The sequence below is a fragment of the Roseivirga sp. 4D4 genome, assembly GCF_001747095.1.
GTDB lineage: Bacteria > Bacteroidota > Bacteroidia > Cytophagales > Cyclobacteriaceae > Roseivirga.
On the sequence record NZ_MDGP01000001.1, the window covers coordinates 68,298 to 80,964 of the forward strand.

Annotated in this window: 11 protein-coding genes; 1 reads left to right on the forward strand and 10 read right to left on the reverse strand. The window is 41.1% G+C overall.

Annotated elements, in window-relative coordinates; genetic code table 11:
• Positions 1-22: 22 nt before the first annotated feature.
• The 10 genes from ruvA to BFP97_RS00265 all read right to left on the reverse strand — a co-directional run bounded on the left by ruvA (position 23) and on the right by BFP97_RS00265 (position 11,003).
• Entirely contained in the window at positions 23-616 is a 594-nt protein-coding gene (gene ruvA / locus BFP97_RS00220) for a Holliday junction branch migration protein RuvA (protein ID WP_069840487.1), read from the reverse strand.
• Positions 617-721: 105 nt separating this feature from the next.
• Positions 722-1,822, reverse strand: coding sequence for a DUF4837 family protein (locus BFP97_RS00225; RefSeq protein ID WP_069840488.1), 1,101 nt, complete (start codon positions 1,820-1,822; stop codon positions 722-724).
• A gap of 87 nt (positions 1,823-1,909) precedes the next feature.
• Positions 1,910-3,202 (reverse strand): lytic transglycosylase domain-containing protein, encoded by a 1,293-nt coding sequence (locus BFP97_RS00230; RefSeq protein WP_139135129.1) that lies wholly within the window; start codon positions 3,200-3,202, stop codon positions 1,910-1,912.
• A gap of 52 nt (positions 3,203-3,254) precedes the next feature.
• Positions 3,255-4,679 carry an Asp-tRNA(Asn)/Glu-tRNA(Gln) amidotransferase subunit GatA gene (gatA, locus tag BFP97_RS00235; protein WP_069840490.1) on the reverse strand — a complete coding sequence of 475 codons (1,425 nt, stop codon included), beginning with the start codon at positions 4,677-4,679 and terminating at the stop codon, positions 3,255-3,257.
• Between the two features lie 7 nt (positions 4,680-4,686).
• On the reverse strand, positions 4,687-4,887 hold the full coding sequence (locus tag BFP97_RS00240) for a twin-arginine translocase TatA/TatE family subunit (RefSeq protein ID WP_069840491.1): 201 nt from the start codon (positions 4,885-4,887) through the stop codon (positions 4,687-4,689).
• 75 nt (positions 4,888-4,962) lie between these two features.
• Positions 4,963-6,147 carry a murein hydrolase activator EnvC family protein gene (locus BFP97_RS00245; protein WP_083262344.1) on the reverse strand — a complete coding sequence of 395 codons (1,185 nt, stop codon included), beginning with the start codon at positions 6,145-6,147 and terminating at the stop codon, positions 4,963-4,965.
• Positions 6,134-6,904 (reverse strand): DUF4292 domain-containing protein, encoded by a 771-nt coding sequence (locus BFP97_RS00250; RefSeq protein WP_069840492.1) that lies wholly within the window; start codon positions 6,902-6,904, stop codon positions 6,134-6,136. Before BFP97_RS00250 ends, BFP97_RS00245 begins: the two co-directional genes overlap by 14 nt.
• On the reverse strand, positions 6,882-8,639 hold the full coding sequence (locus BFP97_RS00255; RefSeq protein WP_139135130.1) for a tetratricopeptide repeat protein: 1,758 nt from the start codon (positions 8,637-8,639) through the stop codon (positions 6,882-6,884). Before BFP97_RS00255 ends, BFP97_RS00250 begins: the two co-directional genes overlap by 23 nt.
• 73 nt (positions 8,640-8,712) lie before the next feature.
• On the reverse strand, positions 8,713-10,203 hold the full coding sequence (locus BFP97_RS00260) for a lipopolysaccharide biosynthesis protein (protein ID WP_069840494.1): 1,491 nt from the start codon (positions 10,201-10,203) through the stop codon (positions 8,713-8,715).
• Positions 10,204-10,217: 14 nt separating this feature from the next.
• Positions 10,218-11,003: an enoyl-CoA hydratase/isomerase family protein gene (locus BFP97_RS00265; RefSeq protein WP_069840495.1), complete on the reverse strand. Its 786-nt coding sequence runs from the start codon at positions 11,001-11,003 to the stop codon at positions 10,218-10,220.
• A 181-nt stretch (positions 11,004-11,184) separates the two neighbouring features.
• Between BFP97_RS00265 and BFP97_RS00270 the strand changes: the two genes are divergently transcribed.
• A complete protein-coding gene (locus BFP97_RS00270) occupies positions 11,185-12,636 on the forward strand; it encodes an NADP-dependent isocitrate dehydrogenase (protein WP_069840496.1) in 1,452 nt (483 codons plus the stop codon).
• The last annotated feature ends 31 nt before the right edge of the window (positions 12,637-12,667 follow it).

The following is a 12,667-nucleotide window of genomic DNA, read 5'->3' on the forward strand; positions in this document are numbered from 1 at the left end:
TATCAAGTCTTAAGAAAATACCTCAAGCTGCTTTGAGTGCTAATTTTATCAATTGTTCGAGGCTTATATCGCTGGAGCTTTCCTTCAAAATCTTGTCAATACTCTTCTGCGCAGCGGCTTTATTAATGCCTAAGGTTACTAACGCTGCAAGGGCCTCGTTTCGTGTAGTATTTTTATTAGAAATTGGTAGGTTCAGCAGATCGCCACCTACATTGTCTTTGCCGACTTTATCCTTAAGTTCTAAAATGATGCGTTGGGCGGTTTTTGCTCCAATGCCTTTTACGGCCTGAATTGTTCTTACATCTTCACTCAAAATGGCATGTTCTACCTCCTCAGGATTCAATGAGGAGAGTACCATAAGTCCAGTGGAGGGACCTACTCCTGAAATGGAGATCAAATGTAAAAAAGTCTGTTTTTCATGCGTATCGGAAAAGCCAAACAGGGTTTGAGCATCTTCTTTCACATGAAAGTGTGTGTACAATTGAATGTTTTCCTGATCCTTTATTTTGGAAAATGTATTAAGCGATATTTTCACCTCGTATCCGACACCGCCAATGTCAAGAATGACAAAAGTGGGGTCTTTATGGGCTAGTTTTCCCTTGAGATAAGCGTACATAGACTGGGTTAAAGTAGCTAAAAATAAAAATGGCAAGTTCAACTTGCCATAATGTTTAAAATTAAGAAGAATACCTTAACCTCAGTCAAATGAGAAGGATTTTCGCTAACTCACTCTAAAGGTTGTCAGCAGGGATTCCATTTCACGAATCAGCTCTCTATGATCTTCACTTGGGTGGATCACAAAACCTTCGATGTAGTACAATCTTTCTGTGCCCTCATCAACAAAAGTGTAGCTCACGAAAGTACCTCCAACTGAAAAGTTATTGGTTTTCCAGGCACCTTTCATTTCTACCGTATACTGATCATTGAAATTGATATTTCTGAAAACCGGATCCATATATTCGGTTTCAGTAATCATATAAGACTCCTTGTTTTCTGGGTCTCCATAGATATACTTCTTCCCAGCCTCATTGCGCAGCTTGATAATGTTTTCGTACTTGAACTCATCTTGAGACGTATAAGGCTTGCTGTAAACAAAAAGGTTTTTGCTTGGGCCAACTGCTGGTAAAGCTCTTACCCACATAAAGTCATCTTCAAGCATGGAAAGCTCATAGCCTGCCGGGATTTTGATGTTAATCCCCAGTCGGTCATTGACTTTTCGAAGAATTCCCTTTGAGGCAGTCGACATTTGAATCGTACGTGCGAGTCGCTGCTTTTCTGCTATGTTGAAGAAGTTTTGAACCAGTCCTTTATTCTCTTTTAAGTTTTTGATCAATGAAGCATCATCTTTTCCAAAGAGCTGAAGTATCTTTTGTCCTTTTGAATATTGATCTTCAGACGTTTGCATAAAGAGGTCTGGGTTATTAAAGATTCGTTCTCTGGAGGTCTCACTGAAAGTTCCTTGAAGCCACTTATCGGCAGCAGAACTACCTTCAAAAGAAGTGACATAGACTAGGTTTCTTGCTACTCTGAAGATTCGATTGAATTCGAAAGGTTCTATGACACGGATAGTGAACATTGGCTCTGGCCTTGTCAACCCGGGAACAGTTTCCCTGAAAACCTCTTTGATGGCTTCCCCTAATGCACCATCATACTTACGCTTGTTAATGATTATTACAATTTCTCCGGATTCACCAGTGGCATCAGGTAAAAAAGAAGTATTCTTTGCATTACCTTCTTTTTCTTCGCCTACTTCCTGTTGATCTTTTTCTCCACTACAAGCAATAAGGCTGGCTATAAACAAAAGGGCTAAAAGCTTTTTCATAGTCAATATTTTAGTCTGTGTTCAAACAAATGATTAATCAGAGGAATAACAAGAAAAATCTACTAAAAGTTTAGTTGATTGAATATTTTACCCTACCCTCAACGGCATTCCCGGTTTGATAGAACTGCTTTTGAGGTTATTAAGTTGCCGGATTTTGTCAATGCTTAACCCTTTGTACATACGGGAGATATCCCATAAGGTGTCACCTGGTTGTACGACATGGAGCTTCGAATCGGGGATGGGTTGGTTGACCAATCTGACGGTGCTCTTTTCATAGAAATCAGGGCCAATGTAAATATTCAGCCTTTGACCGACTCGTATCAATGAACCACGGATATTGTTCCAGGCTTTTAAATCTCTAAGCCTAACACCGTGTTTTCTGGCTATAGTACCTAAGACATCTCCGCTTCTGACTCTATAGACAACTTTTTCCTTACCAAATGTGCTTCCAGGCATATTCTTAGCCAGTTTTTCAAATTCGCTTTTAGCCGCTTCAGCTTTGGCCAAAATGAAAGTTTCATTCTTTAAGAAATTGGATTTGCTTGCTTTTGGAATGCGCAATTCGAAATCTTTTGCTTTTGCAGGGATGGCTCCTTTCTTCACTGCAGGATTCAGCTGGTTTAAGGTTTCCAAGGGGATACCACTTTCTTCAGCAAATGCCTTTAAGTAGATGAATTGATTGGTTTTGACAATATCAAAATCGATTGGGTACAGCGGGTCTTCGGTGTAGATATTGTGAACGTCAGCATATTCCATTGCATATACAATGGCTGCGAATTGTGGTACGTATGAGCGTGTTTCGCGTGGCAGGTAGCGATACACCTTCCAGAAATCGTTCCGGTAGCCGGCTCTCCTTATGGCTCGCTTCACATTACCAATGCCACTATTATAAGCTGCCAGGGTGAGTTTCCAATCCTTGAATACACCGTATAGCCATTTGATGTATTGACAGGCAGCTTCAGTAGATTTTTCCGGGTCCATCCGTTCATCGATGTACCAGTCTATTTTTAGGCCTCTTTCTCGGGCTGTCGGAGCCATAAATTGCCACAGTCCAACGGCTTGAGGGCCGGATGTGGCTTTTGGGTTAAGTCCGGCTTCTATAATGGGCAAATACTTAAGCTCTTGGGGCAGATCGTAGGCTTTGAGATACTTCTCGAAGATGGGAAAGTAAATCTCCTTTCTTCTGAGCATTTCACGGGTATAATCCCTGTCTCTAACAGTGAAGTAGTTGACGAAGGCATCTACACGATCGTTGAAGGCAATATCTATCGTTAGATCTAAATTATTATATCGCCTTTCGATGTCTTCATAGGCTATATCAGGCGCATAATCATAGACTTCATATAGAGGTTTTTCCTTTTGCGCCAGCAATGTGCTCACACATAGGAGTAGAACTGATATGAATTTTATGACGCTTTTGTTCACCAACGGGTCAATCTTCTTTTAATAGATACTTCGAAATTGCAAAAAGTTTATTTTCATCAAAAGCCCCTGACATAATTTGAAGACCGATCGGCAAATTATTGGCATCACTACCAGCGGGGATTGAAATAGCAGGTATGCCCGTTACAGAAGCCTGTACCGTAAATAAATCTGCCATGTACATTTCGAGAGGGTTGTCTTGGTGCTGACCTAATTTAAACGCTGTTGTAGGCGTTGTTGGTATGATGATAAAGTCAAATTGCTCAAGAATTTTCTCTGTTGCCTCTTTGATCAACTGTCGTGCTTTTTGAGCCTTTGTAAAATAGGCGTCATAATAGTCTGCACTAAGCACAAAGGTGCCCAACATGATTCTTCGTTTCACTTCCTCTCCAAAACCTTCGGTCCTTGAAAGCTTATACATAGATTCCAGATTCGAGGTATTGGGACTTCTGTGTCCGTAATGCGCTCCATCATACCTCGAAAGGTTGGTGCTAGCTTCTGCCGTAGTCAGTATGTAGTAGGTCGGTAAGACATAGTCAAGCAACGGGAAATCCAGTTGTTCAACAAGATGCCCTTCACTTTTCAGTCTGTCCACAGTGTCTCTTAAAACAGACTTGACCTCTTCTTGGACGCCTTCGCTCGTCAGTGCCTCATGAAGGTAGGCGACTTTGTACTTCTTGTCTTCAAAGGCCTTTGGATCAAATCCCTCAACCGACTCAGAAGAGGAGGTACCGTCCATTTCATCTTTCCCTGCAATCACTTGAAGTACTAAGGCATTGTCTTCGACTGATTTTGAGAATATTCCTATAGTGTCGAATGAGGAGGCATAGGCGAGTAATCCCCATCTTGAAATTCTTGAGTAAGTTGGTTTAAGGCCAATAACACCTGTGAATGCGGCAGGTTGCCTTACAGATCCACCGGTATCTGTGCCTAGGGAAACTTGACACATATCTGCTTGAACTGCTACGGCTGATCCTCCAGAAGATCCTCCAGACACTCTTGAGCTATCAACTGCATTCTTTACAGCCCCATGGGCTGAGTTTTCATTGGAGGAACCCATACCAAACTCATCGCAGTTTTGTCTGCCGATTACGATGGCATCTTCATCCAGAAGCCTCTGAACAGCTGTAGCCGTAATTTGAGATTCAAATCCCTTTAGGATATCGCTGCTGCCGGATACTTGATGATCTTGGTAGCAAATAAGGTCTTTTATACCAAAAATTAAGCCGGCTAACTTGCCGGCTTGGTTATGCTTTATTTTGAGATCAATCGCTTTGGCCCGTTCTCTTGCCTCCTGTTCGTATACCTCTACAAATGCGTTGAGGTTAGCGTTGTCCTCTATGTTTTTAAGATAGTGTTCAACGAGGGAGAGACAAGAAATTTTTTGCAGCTTAAGGTCTTTTTGAATCTCATCTAAGCGATGATAATTCTTCACTTCTCCCTTAAGGTTTGTCTATTTCTTTACCTGCATCGTCTACCTCTTTCTTAATTTCTTTGGTAGCATCCTTAAACTCTCTGATCCCTTTTCCGAAACCTCTTGCAAGATCTGGAATCTTCTTCGCTCCGAATAATAGAAGGACAATGAACAAGATCACGAATATCTCCGGTCCACCTGGCATTCCTAATGCTAATATTGTTTCCATGACGATGTACTTAATGTATATAAAACAAAGATAGGTAAAAACTCTTACCAGTTCACGTAATTCAAGCGGCTAAGTTTAGTTGATCTTTCGTTCAAGCCAAGTTTCGGGGTTCACAGTAGTCTTTTGATCAAATACTTTGAATTTCACTTCAGAGACATCATTGTTGTCAGTAAGTACCTGTCCGAGTACTTGCTGGGCTTGCACTTGCTCACCTTTTTTGACCACTACAGCCTTTAATTTAGAGTAAGCTGTGAAGTATTCTCCGTGCTGAATGAGTACTGTATTTCCTTGGCCTGGTATAGACATTATTGCACTGACTTTACCTGGGAACACAGATTTAACACTTGCATTTTTGGTAGTTTGAATGTCGATCCCTTTGTTGGTGAGCATAACTGTCCTGAGTGTTGGATGTCTATGTTTTCCATATTTGGACGAAACAAAGCCTTGGTCTACTGGCCATGGAAGGCGTCCTTTCTCTCCTTCGAAAGCTGCATTGATATCTGACATGTCAACAGCTGAAGCTAGTGCGGCCAATCTTTCAGCTTCAATGATGGCATCAATTCTGTCACTCAATTCTTTTTCCGAGGCTCTTTGGCGAGCTAAATCTTGTCTGATTTTATTCTCTTGTTGCTCGAGTTTGGTCACTAATGACCTTTGCTCACTTTGGAGGTTAGAGAGTTTTCTATTTTCAGAAAGTTCTTCATTGAGTAGGCTTTGCTTAGAAGACTTCTGTTCTTCAATTTCCACGATTTGCTCATTGAGACTTTGTTGAACAATTTGAATTTGCTCTACCTGTTTCTTCCGTGCTTCTCCATACTGCTTCATATATTTCATTCGCATGAAAAGCTGATTGAAGGTTCCAGAAGCAAATAGAAAAGTGAGTTGATTAAACCCAGAGCTTGTTTTTTGCGTGGCGTAGATCATTTGTCCGTACTCGTCTGTCAATGCATTGAGGTCATTTTCCATTGCATCAATAATGCTCTGATCTTCGGCTATTTCTTCGTCTAAAAGGGTTACTTCTCCCTTTATAGCATTGACAAGAGAGACTCTTGATCTTATCTGATTGTTTAATGCTCTAAGCCTACCCAGAGAGTTGTTCTTTTTACTAGCTGTTTGGCTAAGAATTTTCTGAGTCTCAAGAATCCTATCTTGTATTTCTTGTTTCTCTTTTTCTAATCGCTGGCGTTCTGTCTGGGCCTGTGAGACATCAAAGGCCAATATGATGAGTACTAATACAACTGTTATTCTACTGCCGCTCATAGCGTGATGGTATATTGAAAGGGAACTTTAATGGTTTCCGCTCAATTCTTGCTCTATTGTGTTCAATATCAATGGTAGCTTCTTCCTTCTTGCCTTCCTTAAAATAGGTAAGGAGCATTACTGCCTTGTAGGCAAATGGCTTATCGTCAAGAAGCTTGAAATCTCCATACTTTAATTCCAACGTGTTTTGATTCTCTAAAGTACTGGCAAATAGGTTTTCTAGCCTTCTGTTCTTCGAACTGATCTTATTTTGAATTCTAAGGTCGCCAGCTTTTTGCGTGACTAAGTAATTGTTGGCCTGCTTTTCTAAAACATCTGCTTTTGAAACGTCTACGGGAAGATCGCCTACCAATACCGCTTGAAACAAGTCAAAATTGAATTCGAAATTGAAGCGTTCACTTAGTGTTTCGAAACTGAAGCTTGTCACCTTCTTATTAACCCTATCAATGACTATTAACGAATCTCGTGTCATTTTACCCCTGAAGCCTTCTATACCAACTCCATTGCTGAGGGTGAACCAAATGAGGCTATCTTTCTTTATTCTGATGTTGGCTCGGGCCTTCTGCTTACTTTCCCCGTCTTTGTATTTGAATTTGGTGGAGGTAGAGAGATATTCAAAATCGATTTCTTCAAGTGCCAGTTCTGCTTTTGGATCATAACCAAAGCCTAAGAATTTCTTGCTACAGCTGCTTAGGGTGAGTATTAAGCTAAAGATTAGCAGAAGGGTGAGGTATTTAGTTGAATTGTTTGTTCTCAATTTTCTGATCGAGTTTATCTGATGTATTCCCTAGCCCTTTTGCAGACTTCCATTGTGCCAAAGCTTCGTCAATCAGATTTAATTTAAAAAGGATATCTCCACTAAGCTCAAGCGTTTTACCATTCCATTGGCTTGTAAATTCATTCAAACCTTGGGTTAGCAATGCGTTTGCCTCTGAATAGTTTTTCAAAGTAAAGAGTGCCTTTGCCTTAATCCTAATGAATTGAAGGTTTTTAAAAGGAGAGTCTATTACGGAATTAATTAAACTGATGGCCTTTTGAGGGTCGGACGCTGTTAGAAACTCTGCATAATTAGCAATGCTTTCAGGGTGTGCCTGACTTAAATTAATCGATTGCTCGAATAGGCTCAAAGCTTCATCTTCTTTGCCCATCGCTAATGCTAACGAGGCTTGTTTTCCCAGAATTTGACTCTTAAGCGATTCGTTGGATAGTGCCATACGACTTGCCTGCTTCAGAAGGCTTTCGGCTTCACTAAACTCCTTTAATCCTTGATTAGCACTGGCAAGGTAGATATAAAAGACAGCCTGGTTAGGGAATAGATCTAAGGCTTCTTCTGATGACTCGGCAAGCGTTTCCCAGTCTTCCTTTTGATATTCATAGTCTAATATTCTATTCCAAACCTGGAAATCTCCAGGGCGCAGTTGAGTGAGTCTCTTGAAATAGTCAATGGCCTTGTTCTCATAAATGATCCGTTGTTCACCACTTGCTGTCTTGGCTAACTTAGAGTAGAGTAGACCACCATTTTCTATGACCAAAGGTTCTTCAGGGTAATCAGCGTTCATGTTGTTTTGAAGGCTATCAATTAGGTTGGCCTTATCACTCAGATCATCGGAAAATGCCCATTGCCCAAGGAGAAGAGTCTTCATGCTGAGGCTTGCTTCTGGATCGCTATGGACTTCGAAAATCAAATCTCTTTGCTTGTCTACAGCTCCAGTTTTCTGGTAGTTTTCTACCAATAATAAAATAAGCTCGTTGGTCTTCAACTCATTTTGCTCAAGCAGGTCGATCGACTCATCGATTTTTCCATTGGAGGCGAGGGTATATGCGTATTTATAAAAAACCTCATTGTCCTTTGGGTTTTCCCCAAAAAGTATCGCCAATTCACTAATAGCATCTTCACTCTTTCCAGCTTTAATGAGCAGGTCTATTCTTCTAGACTTTTGATCGAAACTCAAAGCTTCTCCCTTTTTCTCGGGTCCATTTAGAACTTCCAGCGCTTTGTCTAATTGGTTGAGGCTTTCATATACCTCAGTGATTTCAATAAGGTAGGCATTGAAGTCTTTAGCGTTTCCGAGCATGAGCTCATAGTATTGAGCGGCACCCGCCATATTTTGACTCGCCTTTTGAATTTGGGCTGCCAGTACGTAGTAATATTTGTTGTCCTGCCTTAATTCAATGGCTTTTTCAATGGCCGTGAGTCCTTGAGTATATTCTCCCTCTATCAAATGAACCTCGGCCATCTTGAAGTGAGCAGCATGGTTTTCTTGATCAACCTCTATTGCCTTTTCTAGGAAGGCAAGTGCCCGTTTATAGTCCTCAAGGAGAAAGAATTTCTGGGCTTCGATCATCAGGAACTCAGAATTGGCTCTTTCATACGGTGTAAGCTCTGTCTTCAGATTAGCCTCAGCTTCATTCTTCTTTTTCTGCGCTAGTCCTTCCGAGGGGATGAGAAGTATCAGGCAGGCAATTAGTGATATGGTGTTAAAGGCTTTCAACAAAGGCAATTACGAAAGAAACGAATAATATTGAGCTTAAGTTTACAGAATTCTATGAGCTGATGATTTCAATCTATGTCGATTTGTATTGAATTTTTCTGCCTTCAATTAAAAACATCACCCCAGCGAAACCTAATGTGACCACTAGTTTGAAACCATAAGACCACCATTTGTTTTCAATTTGGATAAAGTCAACTCCGTAAATTAGGATGACCCCCAAAGCCAAATACAAAAAGAGCGGTTTGAAATTATAAGGTATAGGAAAGAACTTTTTGCCTTGGGAGTAGCATATCAAGCTCATGGCACCATAGCATACCAAGGCAGTGACGGCACTTCCATAATATCCCAGTTCCTTGATTAATAACAGATTGCCTACTAAGGTAATCACAGCCCCAATGAGCGCATAGTAGGTGCCATATATGGTTTTATCTGTGAGCTTAAACCAAACACTCAGGTTGACATAAACGCCATAAAATAGTTTGGCAATTAGGAGAATAGGGAGCACAAAGAGTGCTTCTTTGTAACTATCGTTCCTCAAAAACACGTCTGCAATAAGCTCTGTATTAAGTGCTACACCAACTAGAACGACAACATTAAACACCACGAAGTAATGCATAATGCGCGCAAAGAGCGCAGGCGCCTCTTTGTTTTCAGCATGACTGAAGAAGAAAGGCTCTGCAGCATAGCGAAACGCCTGAATTCCAAGCATCATGATCACCGATAGCTTGAAAGCTCCACTGAACACACCCAAGGCATCGCTGCCTGAGACACCTAATTCTTCTGGGAAAACATGCTTTAATATTAGCGCATAGCCTTGCTCGTTAAACATGCCACCGAGTCCCATCAAAAAGATGGGCAAGGCATAAACGAGCATAGGTTTGAAAGTTGTCCAATGAATAGAAAGTCTGACCTGAGAGAGCTCTCTCCAGAGTAAGGGCAGATAGAGGAGGTTGGCTAGAAGGTTTGCAATAAAAATATAGCCTATGCCGATAGATGGGTCATATATTTTCTGAACTGCTGATTGGAGGCTGACTAAATACTTACCATCATAGATGTCAGGCAATACAATGATCAAAAGCAAGTTGAGGAGAATGGTAACCGAGATCACGCCAACTTTTATTAGCGCAAATTTCAAGGCTTTTTGCTCAAGCCTCAGCTTAGCGAATGGTATAGCGATAAGCCCATCAATAAATAGAATGGCAGCCATATACTGAACGTATTGCTGCTCCACACCATTACCGAGCAAATGTGCAATAGGGCCAGAAAAAAGGTAAATGAGACTTGAAAAGAATGCGGATGTAGTTAAAACAGCCGTGGCTGTACTCTGATAGGTTTCCTTTTTATTGGACTTATTGCTAAACCTAAAGAAAGCCGTTTCCATACCGAAGGTATAGACAATGAGACATAGCGCCACGTAGGCGTATAGTTCTGTGACCGCACCATACTCGCTCCTGACCAGCCGATCCGTCCAAATGGGTATTAATAGAAAATTGAGTACTCGCCCGAGTATACTGCCAATGCCATAATAGGCCGTCTGGCCCGCGAGTTTTTTAATTTGACTCATAAAAAAAGGGAGTTTTATTCTCCCTTGAACTCAGGTTTTCTTTTTTCTAAAAATGCCGTAGTGCCCTCGGCAAAGTCTGTGGTTTTGGTGCAAGCAGCAAAACCATTGGCCTCTGTCTGATAGCCATTTTCTTGTTCGTTATTGACAGCATTGATACAATCAATTACTAAGCCAATGGCTACCGGAGCCTTTGAGGTTATTTTATTAAGAAGCTCTTCGCACTTTGCAAGTGCTTCGGTAGGACTTTCCACTACATGATTGATCAACCCTAATGTTAACGCCTGATTGGCATTAATCATATCTCCGGTCATACATAACTCAAAAGACTTAGCCTTACCGATCAATTGTGTTAATCTCTGAGTGCCACCATAGCCAGGAATAACTCCCAAATTTACTTCAGGTTGCCCAAACCTGGCATTGGCAGTAGCCACACGCATGTGACAGGCCATCGCCAGTTCGCAACCACCCCCAAGGGCAAAACCATTGACTAGAGCAATTACTGGTTTATGGCAGTTTTCAATTGCACTGAATACTTCCTGTCCGCTTTCGGCAAAATTCCTAGCGTTCAATTCATTCAATTCAGCTATTTCTGAGATATCTGCACCTGCTACAAAGGCTTTTTCCCCAGCTCCGGTTATAATGACGGCTTTTATGCTGTTGTCATCATAAATTTCTTCGAAGGCTACTTTAATGTCCTCAATGGTCTGAATATTGAGTGCGTTCAGTTTGTCAGGTCGATTGATGGTTAAATGAACGGTTCCTTCTTTATTCTCGAAAAGTATATTTTGATAATTCGCCATGATTTGGGTTGAGCGTGAATTCAAAGATAACAGTCAGTATAGAATTGTAAAACTACGCTATTGATCATTAATATTTTCCACTTGTAAACAATGTTTCAAAATGCAGGTTTACAATTTCGATTATGAATAGATGGTGATTACATTTGCCGTCAAATTTAGGAGGTAACTACCAAGTAAAATTATGAGGACACAATCAAGGATAACCGTTGCTCACGGTGATGGAATAGGGCCAGAAATTATGGATGCCACACTACGCATCATGGATGCTGCAAATGTGGGGCTGACTTATGACACCATCGAAATAGGGGAGAAGGTCTACAAATCGGGACACAAATCGGGTATCAGCCCAGAATCTTGGGAAATATTAAGAGGTAATAAAGTATTCTTGAAAGCTCCAATCACCACTCCTCAGGGTGGAGGATATAAGAGTTTAAATGTGACCATCAGAAAGTCTTTGGGTCTTTATTCAAATGTTCGCCCTTTTAGGGCTTATCCGCCTTATGTGCCATCTTTCTTTCCTCACATGGATGTGGTAATTGTGAGGGAAAATGAGGAGGACCTTTATGCAGGTATTGAACACCAACAGACAACTGAGGTAGTACAAACCTTGAAGTTGATCTCTCAGCCAGGAAGTGAAAAGATTATTAGATATGCTTTTGAATATGCAAGGGCATATGGTCGTAAGAAGGTGACTTGTATGACAAAGGATAATATTATGAAGCATACTGATGGTATGTTCCATAATATTTTCGATGAAGTCAAATTGGAATATCCGGATATCGCTGCTGATCACTGGATCATTGATATTGGATCGGCTGTGGTGGCTGCCAGACCTGAGTCTTTGGATGTAGTGGTTACCCTGAACCTCTACGGTGACATAATCTCTGATATTGCTGCAGAAGTAGCTGGTTCAGTAGGTATGGCCGGTTCTTCTAATGTAGGTATGACGCATGGAATGTTTGAGGCCATTCATGGGTCAGCGCCTGACATTGCCGGACAAAATATTGCTAACCCTTCAGGGTTGTTAAATGGAGCAACTATGATGTTGGTTCAGATGGGGAGGGCAGATAAGGCTGAACTCATTCAAAATGCCTGGTTAAAGACATTGGAAGATGGAATCCATACAGGAGATATCTACCGTGCTAACCGAAGTGTAGAAAAAGTTGGTACGAAAGAGTTTGCAGATGCGATTATCGATCGTTTGGGCCAAAAGCCTACGAAACTCGCTGCAGTTAAGTATAATGAAGATGTTGCCATTTCCGTGTCTATCGAAGAGAAACCAGCTAAGAAGAAAGAGCTTGTTGGAGTAGATGTTTTCATTGATTGGAGAGGTGAAAGCAGAGATGCAGATGAAATAGGGGATCGTTTGTTAAATGTTGCTTCTACGGAAAACCTAAAATTGAAGCTTATTTCGAACAGAGGAGTGTTGGTTTATCCTGGCGGAATTCCTGAGACTTTTAAGACAGATCATTGGAGGTGTAGATTCGTGAATCCTGAAGGAAAGATTTTGAATAACTCTGATGTGCTTGAGTTGCTTCAGAGCGTTCAAGATGCAGGCTTCGATTTTATTAAAACGGAGCACCTATATCACTTCGATGGAGAAAGAGGTTACTCTTTGAGCCAAGGGGAATAAGAACGAGATATTATAGATAAAAAAAGGGGGC

Coding starts and splice junctions, on each gene's coding strand:
- BFP97_RS00260 (WP_069840494.1), bottom strand. CDS start 10,203: ATGAGTCAAATTAAAAAACTCGCGGGCCAGACGGCCTATTATGGCATT.
- BFP97_RS00245 (WP_083262344.1), bottom strand. CDS start 6,147: ATGAGCGGCAGTAGAATAACAGTTGTATTAGTACTCATCATATTGGCC.
- BFP97_RS00240 (WP_069840491.1), bottom strand. CDS start 4,887: ATGGAAACAATATTAGCATTAGGAATGCCAGGTGGACCGGAGATATTC.
- ruvA (WP_069840487.1), bottom strand. CDS start 616: ATGTACGCTTATCTCAAGGGAAAACTAGCCCATAAAGACCCCACTTTT.
- BFP97_RS00270 (WP_069840496.1), top strand. CDS start 11,185: ATGAGGACACAATCAAGGATAACCGTTGCTCACGGTGATGGAATAGGG.
- BFP97_RS00265 (WP_069840495.1), bottom strand. CDS start 11,003: ATGGCGAATTATCAAAATATACTTTTCGAGAATAAAGAAGGAACCGTT.
- BFP97_RS00225 (WP_069840488.1), bottom strand. CDS start 1,822: ATGAAAAAGCTTTTAGCCCTTTTGTTTATAGCCAGCCTTATTGCTTGT.